The organism is Acinetobacter sp. LF10 (assembly GCF_048585715.1).
Classification (GTDB): Bacteria; Pseudomonadota; Gammaproteobacteria; order Pseudomonadales; family Moraxellaceae; genus Acinetobacter.
The window spans coordinates 1-19,811 of record NZ_CP184161.1 but is presented as its reverse complement, the minus strand read 5'-3'; the positions used below and the strand labels follow the sequence as shown (position 1 = coordinate 19,811).

General features: G+C 36.5%; 25 protein-coding genes. 12 read left to right on the top strand and 13 right to left on the bottom strand.

Annotated elements, in window-relative coordinates:
* The first annotated feature begins 833 nt into the window (after positions 1–833).
* From ACN19N_RS15805 to ACN19N_RS15795, 3 genes are all read left to right on the top strand, one after another.
* Positions 834–1,106, top strand: coding sequence for a type II toxin-antitoxin system HicA family toxin (locus ACN19N_RS15805; RefSeq protein WP_018680114.1), 273 nt, complete (start codon positions 834–836; stop codon positions 1,104–1,106).
* Positions 1,107–1,173: 67 nt separating this feature from the next.
* Entirely contained in the window at positions 1,174–1,662 is a 489-nt protein-coding gene (locus ACN19N_RS15800; RefSeq protein ID WP_000792939.1) for a type II toxin-antitoxin system HicB family antitoxin, read from the top strand.
* 16 nt (positions 1,663–1,678) lie between these two features.
* Positions 1,679–1,912 carry a hypothetical protein gene (locus tag ACN19N_RS15795; RefSeq protein WP_023274831.1) on the top strand — a complete coding sequence of 78 codons (234 nt, stop codon included), beginning with the start codon at positions 1,679–1,681 and terminating at the stop codon, positions 1,910–1,912.
* Between the two features lie 120 nt (positions 1,913–2,032).
* Here ACN19N_RS15795 and ACN19N_RS15790 read toward each other — a convergent pair whose 3' ends face one another.
* The 4 genes from ACN19N_RS15790 to ACN19N_RS15775 all read right to left on the bottom strand — a co-directional run bounded on the left by ACN19N_RS15790 (position 2,033) and on the right by ACN19N_RS15775 (position 4,228).
* Entirely contained in the window at positions 2,033–2,599 is a 567-nt protein-coding gene (locus ACN19N_RS15790) for a GNAT family N-acetyltransferase (RefSeq protein ID WP_420002411.1), read from the bottom strand.
* Positions 2,600–2,723: 124 nt separating this feature from the next.
* Positions 2,724–2,945, bottom strand: coding sequence for a hypothetical protein (locus ACN19N_RS15785; RefSeq protein WP_420002410.1), 222 nt, complete (start codon positions 2,943–2,945; stop codon positions 2,724–2,726).
* On the bottom strand, positions 2,942–3,298 hold the full coding sequence (locus ACN19N_RS15780; protein ID WP_420002409.1) for a hypothetical protein: 357 nt from the start codon (positions 3,296–3,298) through the stop codon (positions 2,942–2,944). The genes ACN19N_RS15785 and ACN19N_RS15780 overlap by 4 nt, the downstream gene beginning before the upstream one ends.
* A gap of 39 nt (positions 3,299–3,337) precedes the next feature.
* Positions 3,338–4,228: a MobA/MobL family protein gene (locus tag ACN19N_RS15775; RefSeq protein WP_420002408.1), complete on the bottom strand. Its 891-nt coding sequence runs from the start codon at positions 4,226–4,228 to the stop codon at positions 3,338–3,340.
* 211 nt (positions 4,229–4,439) lie between these two features.
* Between ACN19N_RS15775 and ACN19N_RS15770 the strand changes: the two genes are divergently transcribed.
* The 3 genes from ACN19N_RS15770 (at position 4,440) to ACN19N_RS15760 (ending at position 7,397) form a co-directional block, all read left to right on the top strand.
* Positions 4,440–5,162 carry a hypothetical protein gene (locus ACN19N_RS15770; protein WP_420002407.1) on the top strand — a complete coding sequence of 241 codons (723 nt, stop codon included), beginning with the start codon at positions 4,440–4,442 and terminating at the stop codon, positions 5,160–5,162.
* Positions 5,163–5,852: 690 nt separating this feature from the next.
* Positions 5,853–6,776: a replication initiation protein RepM gene (gene repM / locus ACN19N_RS15765; protein ID WP_017724908.1), complete on the top strand. Its 924-nt coding sequence runs from the start codon at positions 5,853–5,855 to the stop codon at positions 6,774–6,776.
* Between the two features lie 63 nt (positions 6,777–6,839).
* Entirely contained in the window at positions 6,840–7,397 is a 558-nt protein-coding gene (locus ACN19N_RS15760; RefSeq protein ID WP_025468577.1) for a plasmid replication DNA-binding protein, read from the top strand.
* A gap of 228 nt (positions 7,398–7,625) precedes the next feature.
* On the opposite strand, the gene tet(39) is transcribed toward ACN19N_RS15760, so the two are convergent.
* Positions 7,626–8,813 (bottom strand): tetracycline efflux MFS transporter Tet(39), encoded by a 1,188-nt coding sequence (tet(39), locus tag ACN19N_RS15755; RefSeq protein WP_004856455.1) that lies wholly within the window; start codon positions 8,811–8,813, stop codon positions 7,626–7,628.
* 65 nt (positions 8,814–8,878) lie between these two features.
* Here tet(39) and ACN19N_RS15750 point away from each other — a divergent pair, with 65 nt between their 5' ends.
* The gene (locus ACN19N_RS15750) at positions 8,879–9,520 is read left to right on the top strand and encodes a TetR/AcrR family transcriptional regulator C-terminal domain-containing protein (RefSeq protein WP_004787586.1); all 642 of its coding nucleotides are present in this window, start codon (positions 8,879–8,881) and stop codon (positions 9,518–9,520) included.
* Positions 9,521–10,046: 526 nt separating this feature from the next.
* On the opposite strand, the gene ACN19N_RS15745 is transcribed toward ACN19N_RS15750, so the two are convergent.
* The 4 genes from ACN19N_RS15745 to ACN19N_RS15730 form a co-directional block, all read right to left on the bottom strand.
* Entirely contained in the window at positions 10,047–10,715 is a 669-nt protein-coding gene (locus tag ACN19N_RS15745; RefSeq protein WP_151781635.1) for a DUF4276 family protein, read from the bottom strand.
* Positions 10,709–11,803, bottom strand: coding sequence for an AAA family ATPase (locus tag ACN19N_RS15740; protein ID WP_151781636.1), 1,095 nt, complete (start codon positions 11,801–11,803; stop codon positions 10,709–10,711). Before ACN19N_RS15740 ends, ACN19N_RS15745 begins: the two co-directional genes overlap by 7 nt.
* 146 nt (positions 11,804–11,949) lie before the next feature.
* Positions 11,950–12,345, bottom strand: a complete 396-nt coding sequence (vapC, locus tag ACN19N_RS15735) for a type II toxin-antitoxin system tRNA(fMet)-specific endonuclease VapC (protein ID WP_075041255.1) — start codon at positions 12,343–12,345, stop codon at positions 11,950–11,952.
* Positions 12,342–12,572 (bottom strand): antitoxin, encoded by a 231-nt coding sequence (locus tag ACN19N_RS15730; protein WP_012268402.1) that lies wholly within the window; start codon positions 12,570–12,572, stop codon positions 12,342–12,344. The genes vapC and ACN19N_RS15730 overlap by 4 nt, the downstream gene beginning before the upstream one ends.
* A 241-nt stretch (positions 12,573–12,813) precedes the next feature.
* Between ACN19N_RS15730 and ACN19N_RS15725 the strand changes: the two genes are divergently transcribed.
* On the top strand, positions 12,814–12,969 hold the full coding sequence (locus ACN19N_RS15725) for a hypothetical protein (RefSeq protein ID WP_171327138.1): 156 nt from the start codon (positions 12,814–12,816) through the stop codon (positions 12,967–12,969).
* Positions 12,970–13,153: 184 nt separating this feature from the next.
* On the opposite strand, the gene ACN19N_RS15720 is transcribed toward ACN19N_RS15725, so the two are convergent.
* From ACN19N_RS15720 to ACN19N_RS15705, 4 genes are all read right to left on the bottom strand, one after another.
* Positions 13,154–13,420, bottom strand: coding sequence for a hypothetical protein (locus ACN19N_RS15720; protein ID WP_151776320.1), 267 nt, complete (start codon positions 13,418–13,420; stop codon positions 13,154–13,156).
* 162 nt (positions 13,421–13,582) lie between these two features.
* A complete protein-coding gene (locus ACN19N_RS15715; protein WP_086335755.1) occupies positions 13,583–13,804 on the bottom strand; it encodes a hypothetical protein in 222 nt (73 codons plus the stop codon).
* Entirely contained in the window at positions 13,801–14,157 is a 357-nt protein-coding gene (locus ACN19N_RS15710; RefSeq protein WP_151781637.1) for a hypothetical protein, read from the bottom strand. Before ACN19N_RS15710 ends, ACN19N_RS15715 begins: the two co-directional genes overlap by 4 nt.
* Before the next feature lie 39 nt (positions 14,158–14,196).
* Entirely contained in the window at positions 14,197–15,087 is an 891-nt protein-coding gene (locus ACN19N_RS15705) for a MobA/MobL family protein (RefSeq protein WP_420002412.1), read from the bottom strand.
* Positions 15,088–15,298: 211 nt separating this feature from the next.
* Between ACN19N_RS15705 and ACN19N_RS15700 the strand changes: the two genes are divergently transcribed.
* The 4 genes from ACN19N_RS15700 (at position 15,299) to ACN19N_RS15685 (ending at position 19,569) form a co-directional block, all read left to right on the top strand.
* Positions 15,299–16,021, top strand: coding sequence for a hypothetical protein (locus ACN19N_RS15700; RefSeq protein ID WP_420002407.1), 723 nt, complete (start codon positions 15,299–15,301; stop codon positions 16,019–16,021).
* 690 nt (positions 16,022–16,711) lie between these two features.
* On the top strand, positions 16,712–17,620 hold the full coding sequence (gene repM, locus ACN19N_RS15695; RefSeq protein WP_018680120.1) for a replication initiation protein RepM: 909 nt from the start codon (positions 16,712–16,714) through the stop codon (positions 17,618–17,620).
* 71 nt (positions 17,621–17,691) lie between these two features.
* The gene (locus ACN19N_RS15690) at positions 17,692–18,213 is read left to right on the top strand and encodes a plasmid replication DNA-binding protein (protein WP_018680119.1); all 522 of its coding nucleotides are present in this window, start codon (positions 17,692–17,694) and stop codon (positions 18,211–18,213) included.
* 213 nt (positions 18,214–18,426) lie between these two features.
* Entirely contained in the window at positions 18,427–19,569 is a 1,143-nt protein-coding gene (locus tag ACN19N_RS15685; protein WP_018680118.1) for a hypothetical protein, read from the top strand.
* The last annotated feature ends 242 nt before the right edge of the window (positions 19,570–19,811 follow it).

Sequence of the window (19,811 nt, the reverse complement as noted above, 5' to 3'; positions counted from 1 at the left end):
ATTTAACATAATGGGCGTTATACGAAATAAATCTTTATTATTTTAATAAAATCAAAATCTTATAAATTTTACATAACCCCAAAAAACACCAAAATGCCGACTCAGAAACAAGTCGGCTGCTTTTTAAGCATTTTTGTCATTTTTAGCCAATAAAATCGGTTAAAAAATACTCAAAAATTCAAATTTTCCTGATTTCTTAAGGCTTCTCTGATGCTATTTTATCCCCATTTCCTGCGGACAAATATCGGGATAATTTCCCAAATCAACTGTAAATTAGAGTACAAAAAACTGTATAGAGGATTTGGAACAATAAAAAAGTGACCTTCTAAAGGTATTTTACAATTGGATTCCATTATTTATTAGGTTTCAAAAAATGTTTGAGTTCGATCCAATGCTAGAAGAAATTAATGCATTTTTAGCTCTAAGAGGTTATCCACCTTTTTCTCATATAAACCAATTCACATCCGAACAATGGTTTGATTTTTCACAAATTGCAATGTACCAGTATCGCAACATAGCTCTATCCCATATTTTCAGGCAATTAGGTATACAAACATCACCGAAGATTAATATAGTTAGATAGAAAAAAAAGGAGCTTTAAGCTCCTTTTTTTGACTTATTCTAAGAGATTTTGTGTTAAATACGTCACAAATTGACGCATTTTAATTTTAAAATATTTATTAAAATCATAATCTTATTTATTGTATTATAACTTTGGTTTTGTGAAAAAAACTTTTCCTATGTGCATTTTGTAAAAGATCATTTAAAATAAGGAATACATGGTTGCAACTATTTTTTAGTTGCTAATAAAATTTTATTAAGGCATTATAATTATGAGCCAAAGCGATAAGCTAGAACAAAAACTACGAGCTAAACCAAAGCCCGTTAGCTTTCCTTGGGACGACTTAGTTACCTTGATGAAACAGTATGGTTTCACCGTATTAACACGCAAAGCAAAAGGATCTCACTTTACTTTTTATCATCCAGAAACTGGACTAAAGGTAAAGTTATCAAGATCTCATCCTGATGACGTGTTAAAGGGCTATCAAATTGCCAATGCAATTGAAGCGATAGATCAAGTTAAACGTGATAAAGAAAGCTCCTAATTCATTGGAATAATGAATCAGAAGCTTTTTTTATACTTAATAATTACCTTTCTAAAGGAAAATTAAGATGAAGAACTTAGGTCCATATAAAGGTTATATAGGATCCTTAGAGTTTGATTCTAACGATAAAATTCTACATGGTAAGATCCTATTTATTAGAGATATCATTACTTATGAAGCTGATAGCGCTAATGATATCGAAGATGCCTTTCATGAAGCTGTAGATGAGTATCTTGAAGATTGTAAATTCTTGGGTGTTGATCCAGATAAATCTTTAAGTGGAACCTTTAATGTCCGAGTATCTCCTGAACTACATAAAGAGATCTCTAAAAAGTCTACTTTACTCGATATTTCCTTGAACCAATATGTTACTCAAGCTCTTGAGTATTATGTGCATCATGGTGAAGAAATTCATTCATCAATTCAAAATCTTAACTCTTCTATTGATGAGTTAAATGATTGTGTCATCACCATTGCTTATCAGACAGATCGAAAGCAAAGTTCGACTGCTGAGAAGTTTGATACACATGGTTTTATTGTTAATGCTTTATCTTAAAATATAAGTAAATATTATGAGTAAAAAACAAATTAGTATTTCTATAGAGGAAATGACAAAAATTCTTCTTAAAGAAAATGGCATTTCCGAAGGAAAATATATTTTAGGCTTAGATATTGATGTGGTGGCAGGTCATATGGCTTCACCTAAAACAGATGCTAGGCCTAGTGTTTTAGTTGGAATCGAAAATTTCAAACTAATTGAAGTAGATGATTCTGTGGCTAATGCAGTAGATGCATCAACCATCTGATTATTTTGAAAAGCAAAAGGCCTAGCTACATGCTAGGCCTTTTGCTTTTCAAAATTATTCGTATAAGAGATTTTATGTTAAATCATAATCCTAATGTATTGGTGTAATAAAATCTTATAGTTAATAATTATCTAATAAATCAATTAGATGTGCTTTTATGTTAGTCCACTCACTTTTGATAATACTGTACATTACGGTATCTCGAGTTGTACCATCTTTACGTAAAGCATGCCCTCTAATTATCCCATCCTTTTTTGCACCCAATCTTTCAATTGCTCGCTGACTTTTAATATTAAAAATATCAGTGCGAAGTCCAACCGTCTCAGTATTTAACTGTTCAAAAGCAAATTGTAGTAATAGCAACTTACATGTCGTATTGACATGCGTACGCTGCACTGATTTTGCATACCAGGTATAACCTATTTCTAAGCGTTTCACGTTCAAAAGAACATCATGATAACTAGTTGTACCTAGAACTTTCCCACAGCTTTCTTCAATGACAACAAATGGATAACGTGTACCTTCCTGTTTTTGTATTAGAGCTGTTTCAATATATTGATGAACCTCAGAATAATGTGGTGTTGATGTCACTCTTAATTTCCATAGCTGACCATCTTTACATGCTTCCATAAGCCCACTTTCATGTTCAAAAGATAAGGGAATTAAACGGATATTACTTTTATTCAAAACAACATGATCAAATAATTCTAATTCTTTTACAATACTTTTCCTTTACGACATTTGAGCTGAATACAAGTGGTTCTATTGAGTTAATAATTTCTAAAATTAACATAATACAGCTTATGCGAAGCTATGAGTCCTTATCCTGTAAGGCATTCATAGCTCGCCACTTCATCATTAACACCGCATCTTCCTCCTCAAAACTCGACTCCCCAGACGCAATCCGTTCAATCATCGCATCAACATCCGCTTGACTGGCATCAATCACATGCTGCTCAAATGAATGCTCCACAATCCCTTGCGTTGCCTTAAAAGCAGCTCGAATACGCTCTGCATCTACATTCTTTTTCATACTTGGTCACGCTGCTGTGATTGATAACTTGGATTTTCTTTCAGATAGGCAATAAAACTGTCCAAACGTTTGCTATCCAATCTCGATTCTTCAGGACGATCCACATGCTGCGATAGGTTCTGACCTAAAAAATATTGCTCAAACTGAGCCTTAAAATACTCAGGAATATCAGACACCAAAACATAGCTATCATCTGATTTCAGTTGATGCCGTGGGATCTGAATCAACTCAAGTAAATGTTTCTTCCACAATAGACTGGCCCGAAGCTGATCATTCACTGGATGATGGGGATCGTGTGCAGCTGCACGTTGATCTTCAAATAAACCCTCAAGAATTTGTTTTCCAGTCTTCATACGACCTCCAAAAGCTTTATTTAAAACCTCACAATATCCCTAGAACCATGATGGCGTATAACCATCATCACGATCTAGATCTTGATTTTTACGCTGCGCTAAGGCTTGGTTATACTCCTTTTGATAGATCTGGAGCTTGTTAAATTGTCGAATCTGTTGAATGGTGTGCTTCTGTGCCTCAACTTCAAGCTGAATCATTGGATCAGCACTTTTCAACTTCCATCGGTAAATCTGTGGGACATCCTGCAATTGCGTTCCGTACTTCTGGTTAAATTCCTGATTGGACAAATGACTCACTCGATTTGGAACAACAATCTCCATACCCTCCAGAATTAGGGTTTTCATCGGTGCATGCATTTCCAAAGCCTGATTAATCAGCTGCTCAGTTTTTTCTCGAAAAGCTTTCACCTGATCACGGCCAAAGCCCAACGCATCAGCCGTTAATTTCTGTGCGCCACCCTTAGTAGGATTCTTTGGACGATACTGCTTAAAAAACTGCTCTGGTGGTCGTTCAATCCCATCGGACAGACTCCGTTCAGAATACATCAGATGCAAATGCGGTTGATCTTCACCTGTCAGCTCACTCGGATGATTATGCACCGCTGCGGTATAAGGGAACTGATACTGATCAGCAAATTCCTGAATAAAGGCCTCGACCAATTCTTTACGCTGCTGTTTCGACAATTCTTTTGGTAAAGCCACAGTCAACGTTGAACTGGTTCGACCTCGAGCAATCTCATAACGATCCGCACTATGCCAAAAGCTTGCAGGCGCATCGACAGCCCATGCAGGCATATTTCCAGAACGCACAAACTCCAATTCCTCATCGGCCTTTTGCTCGGCAAAATGCGCGGTTCGAGTCAGATAATGGAAGGTATTCTTGGAACTGGAATCCTTCTTCACATTGTGCCGAATATTCATGTAAAACATGCCGAATTCACCTGAGATCCAATTCGCAAAGGAGGCTCTCCGCAGGAGCGAGGAGGAGTGTCTTTTTTTGACAATAATCGCTTTAGCGGTTATTGTCAAAAAAAGACACGGAAACGAGATAAACTATTTTTTATGCATAGCAGAAAAAATAGTTTAAACGCCCACAACATGACGCTAACATGGAGCCAATTCACGGCAAAATGAGATCCAAATGGCAGGACGCAAAGCGTTAGTTCTCACAGCAAAAGAAATCAACGAACTCGGCACGCACATCCTCAATCTACCGTTCAAACGCCGAGTTGAAGAACGTTGCTTGCACATGCTCAAAAACAAAAAAAGTCTTCAGGATCTCAGTGAGCAAGACCGACAACTCATCCAGAAATGTCGCTATGAACGCAATGCCTACAACAAACGCATGCTTCAGCTGCAACTGATCCAACAGACAGAACCTACCAAACGCAATGCACTGCAACAAAACATCCTCAAGCTCCATCAAAAACATGACATCGATGCCTACTTTGCCATGCACGATGCACTGGATGAGATCCTCAAGACACAACGCCACCAAACCGCAGCGAAAAACCTGAATCAGAAAATAGAAAAAGCCCTGAATCCAGAACAACAAAAGGAAAAACAAAGTCAGAAACAACAGAAAAAACGAGAAGACCAGATCAAATACTTTATCGGTTCACTCTATCTAGGTATTTTTGAACGAGCAAAGTTTCAAATAACCCACTCCAATCAGGACTTGGACAACCTGAAAACCTTATTTCGTATGGCCTTGATCGGTAAAACTATGCAACAAACTAACAAGGATCTACAGACAGTCACCCAAGAAATTGCCAACTCAAGCCAATACCAAGAAATTGAACGATTTATACAAGAAGCCAAACAAGATCCAAGAAACCCATTCAACAAAACACCAGAGCAATAAACAAATATCACGTTTAAACGCTGTATTTTCGCCATAGTACGATCATTTCAAACTGAACTAGAGATCAGTACCCAAAAAACAAAAAAGTGCCTCTAAACGCAAATAGAAGCAAATAACACTGCATCTATAAACGATAAGAACAGCTTAACCAAGCGAGTGTCTACGAGCGACATCCCCCAAATTCGCGCCTCGGCCCTCTGAAAAACCGCTTTTTTAGGTTAACAAACCTAAAAAAGTGAAGTTTAGATGTAGAAATTTGAGTCTAGACCGAGCGAAGCGAGCATAAAGCTCTATGAGCGAAGCGAATTCCGAGTTGCTTTTGCTCTTGCCTTTGCTTTTTCTCAAATTCACAACGAAAAGAACCAAAAAATTGCCCCCAGAATCGAGCGTAAGCGAGATTCAATAGAGTTTGAGCGTAGCGAAAACCAAGGGCAATTTTGACCAGACAAGGCTTTTAATTATTTTTAATAGTTTTTAATGCTTTTAGACAGGCTGAAATCCTTTGTTTGCAATAGTTTAAGGGGTGATAAAGATAGGTTTAAGGGGTGATAAAGATAGGTTTAAGGGGTGATAAAGATAGGTTTAAGGGGTGATAAAGATAGGTTTAAGGGGTATATAAATAGATAGATTATTGACTATTTAAAATATATGACATATAACCTAGTTAAATGAATTAATAAGCTTCATATCATGACAAATAACAATAAATTAGTTGTTAAAGATAATGCTCTTATCGATGCTTCTTTTAACTTATCACTCATAGAGCAACGTATTATGCTCTTGGCCATAGTTGGAGCTAGAGAGTCTTCTAATCTCACGCCAGATACACCAATAGAAGTGCTTGTAAGCGACTACATTCATCAATTTAAAGTGGATAGTAATAATGCCTATGGCTTGCTCAGAGAGGCAGCAAAAACACTAAAAAGAAGGGAGTTCAGTTATTTAGATAGATATAAGGGCCTAGAGGCTCTTACTACAGCAAATTGGGTAAACAAAGTGACCTATGTAGATTCTAATGGTCTTATTGTTTTATACCTTAGCAACGAAGTTATCAGCTTAATTAGCCGATTAAGCGAACAATTTACCAAATATCATATAGAGCAAGTATCTGATTTTAGAAGTAAATATAGCATAAGACTATATGAGCTATTAATTAAATGGTTGAATGTCGCAAAAACTGAGAAATATAGTATTAACGATCTTAGATCAAAGTTAGGTCTTGACGCGACTGAATATTCAACAATGTCTAACTTTAAATCCAACGTATTAGACAGAGCAGTAAGTGAAATTAATAAACACACTGATATTACCGTTGACTATGACCAATTCAAAAAAGGACGAGTTATCACTGACATTCAATTCAGAATTAAATCGAAAGTTAGGCCATCTCAACAAGAATTAACTAGAACGCCCCAAACAGCATTCCAACAAATGACAGATGCTCAAATCAATATGTTTGGCAATCAGCTTTCACGACTACCTGAATTTTCAAACTTAGCAAATGGTAATGAAAGCTATGAGAGCCTAGCCGCGAAAATCAAAGAAATGCTAAGAGATCCAATACAGCAAAAACAGTTTTTGCCTCATCTAAAAAACTTAGGCTTTAAAGCTTGAGTGTATTGGAGAATACACATATTGTATTCTCCAATACGTTTTCAAAATACACAGCAATACACTATGAATACAGCTACAAAATACAGTGTTAGTGATGCTGCAACCCTGTATAAAAAATCTCGAGCTACGCTATATAAAGATATAAAAAACGGTGTGTTAAGCCGTGACCACGATGGTTTTATAGATTTTTCAGAACTTCTTCGTGTCTATGGAGAACCTTTTGGAGTAAAACAAGTAAAACGTATCGATACGTCTCCAATACAAAATCAAAATACATCTGAATACACTGATAAAACAGTTGTAGAACTCAAAAACCAAATTGATTTTCTAAAAAAACAGTTAGAAAAAGCCGAAGATCGTGAAGCCAAGGCAAATGCTCGTATAGATACACTGCTAACACTCATTGAAATGAAGCCCCCACAATCCAATATGACTACGTTTACCGATCAGAAATCTGCTCCAGATATAGCAACAGATACTCGGTCAGAACTCGAACCGAAAGATGACGGATTGACTACTCCAGTCGAAACAGAAAATAAGCGTATTCCAGTGCCAGAGCACGTAGAACCAGAGCAGCCGAAAAGAGGCTTTCTCAGTCGCTTTTTCTTACCGAATGGGTGAGAGCATTGTTGACTGTAGCTAATCAAAATTGTGGAACATTGATTAAAAAACATACGTGGAACGTGAATAGTCACGAAAAAGCCGTTCCAGTGCGCTGAACCCTAGAACGGCTTACTTTAAGATATTGATGCAAAAAGGAAAAGTTCAAGTATTTCGCATAAGGTGTATTATGTTAATTTTAGATAAACTATAGAATCCATTAGTTTTTAAACCAATAAATTAAATATTTTATGGAACTCCAGAATATTTATTCAGGCGATACTTAAGCAATAAGGGTAGGGTGATTACATAAAGTATTGCAGCTAATGCCCATACCATTCCAGGAGCTGATGCCTGAGTCATAAAATAGAGGCTAGTAACTAATACAGGACCAATTATAGCCCCCAGACTATTAAAACTGCTTAATAGCCCTTGTAATTCACCTTGTCTTTCATCACTAATACCTCTGGACATCATTGCTTGCAAAGCAGGAACGGCTACTCCACCAAGGGCAAACAATGGTAACAACGCAAAAGGCACCCATTCTTCAACAGCAATAGATAAAAGAAGTAAACCAATTGCATCGCAAGCTATTCCACATAACAACGTATTTTTCTCTCCAAACCTCTTTACCATAGGGGCGATAGCAAAAGCCTGTGCAATAGAATGGCATATTCCATAACTAGCAAGGGAAACACCTGCAATAAATATACTCCAGCCATAACGATCCTGCCCATAGATAACCCATAAAGTTGCGGGGACTTGTGAAACCAATGTGATAATTAAAAAGATACCAAGCAATGGAGCCATATTAGGTTGAGTGATCAAATAGGATAATTTCTTTAATATTGATTGCTCCTGAACCTTCTCAGTCATTTTATTGCTGTGTTTTGATTCTTTTAATAAGACTGCTGTCATTATTAAATTAATCCCATTCATAAAAGCAGCAGCAAAGAACGGTGCATGTAAGTTCCATTCACCCAAAACTCCACCTATTACCGGACCCGCTATAAACCCAATACCAAAGACAGCTCCAAGGAGACCAAACCTTTTTGCACGCTCATGGGCTGGAGTAATATCTGAAACATAAGCTGTTGCAACAGCCATGTTGGCACCTGTAATTCCCGCAAAAATACGACCAATATATAGCCACAATAGAGAAGGAGCAGCAGCCATTAGGAGATAATCAGCCGTTGCACCAGCAATTGAAATAATTAATACAGGTCGACGTCCAAATCGGTCACTCAACGCTCCAAGGATAGGTGCAAAAATGAACTGCATCAGAGCATACACAGCTAATAAAGCACCATAGTGAACACCGCCTGCTTCAGCTCCAGCCAATGACCGTAATAATTCAGGCAAGATCGGCATAATTAAACCAATCCCAACAGCATCCAGAAATATAGTGATTAAAATCACGCTCAATGATTTCTTCACAAATGCCTTCTCTAGCAATGATAGAATTAATATTCTCTCACACACTCCCTATCAGTGATAGATTTATGAGTAAAAAAGATATTGCACCTCAACGTCTGACACGTGAAATAGTCCTGCGTACCGCATTGGATATGTTGAATGAAGAAGGCATAGATTCAATAACCACACGCAAGCTAGCTCAACGATTGGGTATTAAATCTCCAACTCTATATTGGCATTTCAAGAATAAATCCTTGTTAATGGAAGCAATGGCGGAAACCATTATAAATGAACACCATTTAGTTTCTTTACCCATCGATGGGATGACATGGCAAGATTGGTTGCTCGCTAATTCTGTAAGCTTTCGTCGAGCACTACTAGCTTACCGTGATGGTGCTCGTCTACATGCAAGAACTAGCCCCAGTCAAGGACATTTCAACACGATTGAGGCCCAAGTTGCGCTGTTATCTCATGCTGGGTTTTCTCCTGTTGAAGCAGTTGCATTACTTATGACATTAGGAAGGTTTATTGTTGGGTGGGTCCTTGAGGAGCAGCAAGAAGAAATAAGATCAGACCCACCATTCGAAGCCGATCCAACTATATATCCACTCATGCTCCAAGGAGTGAATACCTTACAAAATATGAATGCGGATGACATTTTTGAAAATGGGATTCGTATGGTGATTATCGGTGCTGAAAGACAACTTGATATTAAAATGCAAACTTAACTCTATACTGCTTTAAGCAACTGTTCTATTTAGTAATAAAGCTTTTATCCTTAATTATTTAACATAATAGAGCTTATACGAAATGCACTATAAAAATACGTTGTTTTTCATATAGTTAAAAATTTTTGACTGACCTCGAAAACAGCAAAAAGCCGACTTAGAAACAAGTCGGCTTTTTTATGAGCAGATTTGATACTTCTTGCCAATAAATACGGTTAATATTTAATCAAAATGAAGCTTTAGTGTGTGTTATCAACCCACTCAGGACTTAAATCATCCCCAATTTCTGCGGACAACTCTTGGGATAAAAATAGGCCAACTATGTAAGCTAAAACTTACATAAATTTAAGGATTTTGCGGATTGGTAATTCAATGCATTAATCCTATGATGGCTATATAGGGAACAGGATGTTTCCAGAAAAACAAGAATAAGAAAGTAGCGCAAGGAATGGGCAGCACGAGATCAGCAAGACGAGCAACCCAATCTAAAAAAGCCCGACAGGATGTCGGGCTTTTTTACTATAAATTAGATATCTATATTAGTTAAACGTTCTAATTGATTTAACCAATTATTAAAACCAACACATTTTTCTCTCATTTCATTAATACCAACATCTAGCGCAATTAGAGATCCCAAAAATACTTTGTCGTATCCACGACTTAAGTTTTTGAGTCGTTTGCTTGGAGCTGTTTGAGGACTATTATTAATATGTTCGGGCGTATCAAATTCATTAATAATAGTTTCTACAGAAGATAAACTTACTCCCAGATTTGAAGCTATTGCTTCACTAGCAGAGAATAATAACCCTTCAAACTCATACATTTGCACGTAAGGTATGAATCTTCTAATTTTGTTTTCACCTAGATCATCAGATAATTTTTGTAAAAATGCATCTTCTAAGACTTGTTTTTTACTATTTAAATTAGTATGCCCTAAAGCTATTTGTTTTCCTGGGAAATCTGGATGGAGGCCATAGAAATCGAAAAATGTAGTGCAATATGCTTCTTCATCATTTAATCGATTTTCAATATCCGTTTTCATTCTACTATATTTAACATTACCACCTTTATGACCCGGCCTACCAATTAGAGCTGGATATAAATAAATTCCTTTACGGCTAAAATCAGGCATAAGAACTTCATTAATAAAGGTTTCTTCTGTTTGACCTTCACAGATAATATGAACTCTTACCATGCTGTAGGTCTCCCACCCAAAATATTTTTTTCCCACAATTCGCCTGTAGAATAATCTTCTAACCAGCCTTCATATTCTTGTATCTCTAATTTTTTAAACTTAGTACCGTCCTTATCTCTTTCTACAATAATTAAATCTTCAAGTTCAAATTGATCAACCAATGGAACTGATTGAGTAGAAATAATAACTTGCATCCTTTCTGAGGCAGATTTCAACAATCCCCCCAATAAAGTTATGGCATAGGGATGTAAGCCTAATTCAGGCTCATCAATAATTATAGTTGTTGGTGGATCAGGCTGTAATAATGCTGTAGCCAAGCATATGAATCTTAAAGAACCATCAGAAAGCTGACTAGGCCATAATTTATAATCACTGTCTTTTTGCTTCCAAATGAGTCTTAATTGTTCTTCACCAGTTGGAAGTTCCTTTGGTTCTAAAACAAAGTCATCAAAATACGGAATTGCTAACCCTATAACTTTTACTATTTTTTTGTAGTGAAGTTCATTTTTCTCTCTCATCTCATATAAAAATGCTGCTAGGTTTTCTGCTGAGGGTCTTAAATAAGCATTATCATGTACAGAACAAGCCCTTTTTACAGCGGCTGTATCGCTAGTATCATGAAAGTGATATATACGCCATTTTTTGATGGCATCATAACAATACATTGAGATTGGATCTTTTTCTTTAACGTATTTAGGCAATAGCGCTTCTGTATGGCCACTACCTAATAGCTTTCTACTAGTAAAATTACCAGCAAAATATGTTCTTTCTTCCTCAAAATATAATTCACCATTAACAGTAGGTTTTAAGGTCAAAAGATAACCATTATTCCCAAAATACACCTCTGTTGATATTGCATCAGTATATTTAATTCCATCACAAAGAAGTCTCTCTGCTCCCCCTTGTTGAGAAACAAATATTTGTAATTTTCTATCTAAGATGGCGCTTAACAACCTAAAATAAGAGACTAGATTACTTTTACCAACCCCATTTGCACCAATTAAAACATTTAGGTTTTTTAGCTCAAGATCCACATTTTTCAATGATTTATAGCCAGAAATCTTAAGGTGCTTAATAGGTCTACTCATTTTACTAATACCTTAAAAATTGCGTAATGTTATTATTTTAAACTGCTAATTAAAACTTTAATTACTTAATATCGTATTTTACTACTTTCATTTAACATAAAATCTCTTATGCGAATTCTAGCCCTGCATAGTGCTAGATATAGCGATTAGACCCAATTCTCTAGCTTTAGACCATCAATCCGTTCAAATTCTTTTGTATTGTTCGTTACTAATACAACATCCAATGCCAAAGCATGAGCAGCGATCAGCATATCTAAGCTGCCAATCGGTTTGCCTATGGATTGAAGATCTTGGCGTAATTTGGCGTAATGCCAAATTGCTTGTTCATCGTAAGGAAGAATCTCTAAAGGTGACAAAAACTTGTTTAATGCCTGTTTATTGCGTTCAGATCCAGACTTCTCTACACCGAAAGCCAGCTCAGATGCCGTGATACTTGAAATCGCAAGCTGGCCGAGTTGATATTGCTTAAAGCGTTCAAAAACGTGTTGAGGCTTGTTGTTGATGACATAGATACAAATATTTGTGTCTAAGAGGTAAATCATTTGAACTCCTCACGGAACTGTTCGCCTTGATCAGCTCGCTCCAACTGGAATCCAACCTCAAACTCATTGATGGCTTCTAACATGACATCCCAAGGGTTATCGATTGGCATCAACAAAACGCCACGTCCGAAGCTTTTGATGGCCACTTCAGTGCCATTGAAACGAAAGGCCTTAGGCAAGCGAACCGCTTGACTGCGACCAGTTTGAAATACTTTGGCAATTTCCATGTTGACCTCCAGATACACAAGATATATATCACTGATATATACCATAGCATTAAAGTGTGTAGAGTCAAAGTACAATTAAAATCATGAGACAATAAAAAACCCCGACATCCTGTCGGGGTTTTTCGTATTGGGCTGTTAAGCATGACTCCTGTCTTGCTTCACGATCCTGGTGCGCTGATTTCTTATTGTTATCTGGAACATCCTGTTCTCAATGAGTTCATAATAGGAAATTGAACTGAGTATGGCTATTAGTGAATTTCCTGAATGGCTGTACGCCATAGCGTACATGGACATATCCTCAAATTATCCCGATATTTGTCCGCAGGAAATGGGGATAAAAGTGGGTTGTTGGGGCATTGAGAAATCAGGAAAAATTGAAATTTTGAGTATTTTTTAACCGATTTTATTGGCTAAAAGTGACAAAAATGCTTAAAAAGCAGCCGACTTGTTTCTGAGTCGGCATTTTGGTGTTTTTTGGGGTTATGTAAAATTTATAAGATTTTGATTTTATTAAAATAATAAAGATTTATTTCGTATAACGCCCATTATGTTAAATGAGGTTTGATAAAGGTCTGAACTACTTAAAATCCGAGTTCTATATTTATCGTATCTCGCTTCTTATCAAGCTCTGTAATGATAGTAAAACCTCTACTTCGTAATTCATTTTCGAGAGCAACGACATGTTCTGAGGCAGTGGCACCAGCAGGAAATAAAAATAAACCGCTACGTCTTCCAACTTTAGACAAGCTTTCTGCCCCTGTTAGAATTTTATTTAACATGTCTGAATAGCTTACTTGTATTTCAGAAGCATTCTGACGTGCTTGTTCTGCATTAAATGAATTTGTCATTTTTGTGGCTCTTCTTATTTGCAAAGAGTGTTATAGCAATTTAACTTGAAGAATTAAACTTAATTTTGGTTCTTTTGGGGCTGAAAAAATGAGTATTTTGTTATAAGTTTTTTCACTAATTTTAAGATTCTCTAAAATTAACATAATACGCCTTATGCGAAGCTATGAGTCCTTATTCTGTAAGGCATTCATAGCTCGCCACTTCATCATTAACACCTCATCTTCCTCCTCAAAGGTCGACTCACCTGAAGCAATCCGCTCAATCATCGCATCGACATACACTTGACTGGCATCAATCACATGCTGCTCAAACTCATGCTCCACGATCCCTTGCGTTGCCTTAAAAGCAGCTCGAATTCGATCTGCATCTACTGGATTTTTCATACTTGGTCACGCTGCTCTGATTTATAACTTGGATGATCTTTGAGATAGGCAATAAAACTGTCTAAACGTTTGCTATCCAATCGTGATTCATCAGGATGATCCACATGCTGCAATAGGTTCTGACCTAAAAAAAACTGCTCAAACTGTGCCTTAAAATACTCAGGAATATCAGACACCAATACATAGCTATCATCTGATTTCAGTTGATACCGTGGGATCTGAATCAACTCAAGTAAATGTTTCTTCCACAATAGACTAGCCCGAAGCTGATCATTCACTGGATGATGGGGATCATGTGCAGCAGCACGTTGATCGTCAAATAAACCCTCAAGAATTTGTTTTCCAGTCTTCATACGACCTCCAAAAGCTTTATTTAAAACCTCACAATATTCCTAGAACCATGATGGCGTATAACTATCATCACGATCCAAGTCTTGATTTTTACGCTGCTCTAAGGCTTGGTTGTACTCCTTTTGATAGATCTGGAGCTTGTTAAATTGTCGAATCTGTTGAATGGTTTGCTTCTGTGCCTCAACTTCAAGCTGAATAATTGGATCAGCACTTTTCAACTTCCATCGGTAGATCTGTGGAACATCCTGCAATTGCGTTCCATACTTCTGGTTAAATTCCTGATTAGACAGATGACTCACTCGATTTGGAACAACAATCTCCATACCCTCCAGAATTATGGTCTTCATCGGTGCATGCATTTCCAAAGCCTGATTAATCAGCTGCTCAGTTTTTTCTCGAAAAGCTTTCACCTGATCACGGCCAAAGCCCAACGCATCAGCCGTTAATTTCTGTGCGCCACCCTTAGTAGGATTCTTTGGACGATACTGCTTAAAAAACTGCTCTGGTGGTCGTTCAATCCCATCGGACAGACTCCGTTCAGAATACATCAGATGCAAATGCGGTTGATCTTCACCTGTCAGCTCACTCGGATGATTATGCACCGCTGCGGTATAAGGGAACTGATACTGATCAGCAAATTCCTGAATAAAGGCCTCGACCAATTCTTTACGCTGCTGTTTCGACAATTCTTTTGGTAAAGCCACAGTCAACGTTGAACTGGTTCGACCTCGAGCAATCTCATAACGATCCGCACTATGCCAAAAGCTTGCAGGCGCATCGACAGCCCATGCAGGCATATTTCCAGAACGCACAAACTCCAATTCCTCATCGGCCTTTTGCTCGGCAAAATGCGCGGTTCGAGTCAGATAATGGAAGGTATTCTTGGAACTGGAATCCTTCTTCACATTGTGCCGAATATTCATGTAAAACATGCCGAATTCACCTGAGATCCAATTCGCAAAGGAGGCTCTCCGCAGGAGCGAGGAGGAGTGTCTTTTTTTGACAATAATCGCTTTAGCGGTTATTGTCAAAAAAAGACACGGAAACGAGATAAACTATTTTTTATGCATAGCAGAAAAAATAGTTTAAACGCCCACAACATGACGCTAACATGGAGCCAATTCACGGCAAAATGAGATCCAAATGGCAGGACGCAAAGCGTTAGTTCTCACAGCAAAAGAAATCAACGAACTCGGCACGCACATCCTCAATCTACCGTTCAAACGCCGAGTTGAAGAACGTTGCTTGCACATGCTCAAAAACAAAAAAAGTCTTCAGGATCTCAGTGAGCAAGACCGACAACTCATCCAGAAATGTCGCTATGAACGCAATGCCTACAACAAACGCATGCTTCAGCTGCAACTGATCCAACAGACAGAACCTACCAAACGCAATGCACTGCAACAAAACATCCTCAAGCTCCATCAAAAACATGACATCGATGCCTACTTTGCCATGCACGATGCACTGGATGAGATCCTCAAGACACAACGCCACCAAACCGCAGCGAAAAACCTGAATCAGAAAATAGAAAAAGCCCTGAATCCAGAACAACAAAAGGAAAAACAAAGTCAGAAACAACAGAAAAAACGAGAAGACCAGATCAAATACTTTATCGGTTCACTCTATCTAGGTATTTTTGAACGAGCAAAGTTTCAAATAACCCACTCCAATCAGGACTTGGACAACCTGAAAACCTTATTTCGTATGGCCTTGATCGGTAAAACTATGCAACAAACTAACAAGGATCTACAGACAGTCACCCAAGAAATTGCCAACTCAAGCCAATACCAAGAAATTGAACGATTTATACAAGAAGCCAAACAAGATCCAAGAAACCCATTCAACAAAACACCAGAGCAATAAACAAATATCACGTTTAAACGCTGTATTTTCGCCATAGTACGATCATTTCAAACTGAACTAGAGATCAGTACCCAAAAAACAAAAAAGTGCCTCTAAACGCAAATAGAAGCAAATAACACTGCATCTATAAACGATAAGAACAGCTTAACCAAGCGAGTGTCTACGAGCGACATCCCCCAAATTCGCGCCTCGGCCCTCTGAAAAACCGCTTTTTTAGGTTAACAAACCTAAAAAAGTGAAGTTTAGATGTAGAAATTTGAGTCTAGACCGAGCGAAGCGAGCATAAAGCTCTATGAGCGAAGCGAATTCCGAGTTGCTTTTGCTCTTGCCTTTGCTTTTTCTCAAATTCACAACGAAAAGAACCAAAAAATTGCCCCCAGAATCGAGCGTAAGCGAGATTCAATAGAGTTTGAGCGTAGCGAAAACCAAGGGCAATTTTGACCAGACAAGGCTTTTAATTATTTTTAATAGTTTTTAATGCTTTTAGATAAGCTAAAAGCCTTTAATAGCAAATGTTTCAAAGCTTATAAAACTAGGTTTATCGACCCATAAAACTAGGTTTATCGACCCATAAAACTAGGTTTATCGACCCATAAAACTAGGTTTATCGACCTAATTAATAGGTCGTTTTACAACCTAGTTAAAATAGTTTATGGTATGACCTAGTTAAATTTGATTTATATTAAAAAAATGGCCGAGTTAGTTGTAAAAGATAATGCTCTGATTCAAGCAAGTTATACATTAGATACTGTTGAGCAACGTCTTATTCTTTTGGCAATAGCTGAAGCAAGAGAAACGGGTCAAGGCATCACGGAAAATAGCTTGTTGGAAGTTCATGCTAGTAGCTACATAAATACTTTTAATGTTGAAAAACATACTGCATATACCGTTCTTAGGGATGCCTCGAGAAGCTTATTTGATCGTTATGTTACGTATCACGATATAAATCCAAAAACAGGTAAAGACAGAAGTTTCCATTGTAGATGGGTGGATAAAATTGGTTATGAACATCAATCAGGAGTTGTATTCTTACGTTTCACTCAAGATATTGTTCCTCTAATTACCAGATTAGAAGAAAATTTTACTAAATATGAAATACAACAAGTTTCCAAATTAACAAGTACATACGCCATTCGCTTATATGAGCTACTAATCCAATGGAGATCTAGTGGCCAAACACCAGTTTTTAATCTATCAACCTTTAGACAACAACTAGGCGTTGAAGCTACTCAATACAAGACTATGAGTAATTTTAAAACCTATGTCCTAGATTTTGCCTTGAAACAAGTTAATGAACTAACAGATATAACTGCTAACTATCAACAACATAAAACTGGCAGAACAATTTCTGGTTTCTCCTTCACATTCAAACAAAAACAGGAACGTAAAAAAGTTAAGCCTAAAAAAGCTAACCTAACAGAGAAACAACTAGATTTATTTGCAAATAAGTTGGCTTATGACTCTGCTTTTTCTAGCCAATTTAGTGAAGCTGGTGAAAGCTATGAAAACTTTGCCAAAAGGATTAAACAACTATTAAAAGACCCTGTAAATTTAGACAAATATTCAGATTATTTAGACAATTTAGATTTAAAAGTTTAGTCTATAAAGGTTGTCTAATAGACAGCCTATTAGACATATTATTTTTACAAGATTAGGCATAGTTTTACACAATGAAAAGTCTTTCTGTTGTTGAGTTATCTAAGTTATATAGCATAAATAGACAAACTATTTATAATCATATAAATAAAGGAATATTAAGCAAAAATTCAGATAATAAAATTGATTTATCTGAAGCAATCCGTGTGTTCGGTGAACCATCTAAAAAACAAAGTGTAAAAGAACCTGTAAAAGTAGACAGTCAAAATTCGACAGAAAATTTACTGCTTAGACAACAAATAGACATGTTAAAAAATCAACTTGAAGATGCTAAAGAACGTGAATCTTTTTATCAGAATCAAATTGAGACGATGCAACGTCTACTAGAAGCCCCAAAAGCTAATATAACTACGTTTATCGATCAAAAACATGAGCAAAATATAGCAACAGATCCTCAGAAAGAACCTGAGCTGAAAGCTGATGAATTGACTACTCCAGTTGAAACTGAAAATAAGCGCATACCTGTGCCTGAACACATTGAACCAGAGCCTGAGAAAAGAGGGTTTTGGAGTCGTTTTTTTAGACCCTATGATTAATCAAGATTGTTTAATCTAGATGAATAAAAATACAGAAAAATGATCATGGAATAGACGTGGAACGTGAATAGTCACGAAAAAGCCGCTCCAGTGCGCTGAACTCTAGAACGCCTTACTTTAAGATATTGATGCGAAAGGAAAAGTTAAAGTGTTTCGCATAAGGCGTATTATTATTAAATCAGCTAAGACTGAACTAATAGAGTAGATAATTAAATGACTTTGACCCAAACTTTTCTAAACCAAATCATTTTTAACATAGATAAACATCAGGCAGCTCACATAAGAAATGAAACCAAAAGAATTACACATTTAGGGAATATTGATTTTAGTGAATTAACCCAAAAACAAAAGAATGCGGTATTAAAGACAACTGACAGATTATTAAATAATTTCAGGATATTACATAGTGATATGGAAAAGATATTTAAAAATGAAAACAACTTTACTGAGTTCTTTAGAATAATCCGCTTCCCTAAAGACGCTGAGTTTTCATTGTTTTGGGATCATATCCAGTTAGTTGATAACGTTAATAATGATTTAAATGAGCATAACTTTAATCAGTTAAAGCATTTTTTGACTAGTTTTGGTCCCTTAAAAATTCAAGATCAAACTTTAGATGATTTTTGGAAAGAAGCTATTAGTCTCAATAATTCCGATATCCTTTCACAAACTGTATTTACCTTAAATCTTTATTCTATTCTTTCTCATTTAGATCTATTAACTCATCGTTTGCTCTTTAATGATATTGAGCCAATATGTTTGGGCTGGCTATTCCAAAAAAAATTGAACCCAAAAAACTTTCAGTGCAAGGATGGTAAGTTTACTAAAACTAGTAAACATAAGGCTTTATGGACTAATCCTAGTCGTAGCTTATTGACTCTAATGGCAACATTTGCCGCTTTAAAGCTAGATGATAAAAAGCCCTCTACTTGCCGTGGTTTAAATTTTTCAAACTATTTACTAAATTACACTGATAAAAAAGACAACTTTATAAGAAAAGCTAATGAAGGCTTTCCTATTAGCTATACAGATTTCATCTGGTTGCTTTCAGAAAAAACTGAACGCAATGATATTCAAACTGCTGTTTCAAAAGAGATTACTCAAGAAACAATAAATATTTTGCTAGATGTGAAAGCTGAATACAAGTCTTATAACCATATGTTTTTAATATGGTTTATATATAGATTTTTCCAGAATGACTGTGAGTCTAGACCTAAAAATGAGGCCTTTATGCATGGGATCTATTATGAGTTTTGGGAGCTGTTTTCTGATTATTATAAAAATAGAATCTCTTATTCAGAGTCAAGCCAATGGCCTAGTGATTTAAAAGAGCTTGCTCAACCAGCTATGGATTAAACAAGCTCTAGATACTTAAAAATTACTTACCTTTAGGAGGATTATTTCCGCGACCGCCACCAGATGGATTACCGGTTGTACTTGGTCCATTTACTAACTTACCCATAGCATTGTCCTTTCATTTAATTAACTTGGTGATATAAATATATCTATATTTAAAAGATCACTATTCCCTAAAAAATAACTTTTTTAGATCAAAAAATAACCAATCATAAATTATCTAAAAGCTTGTAAGATTCCCT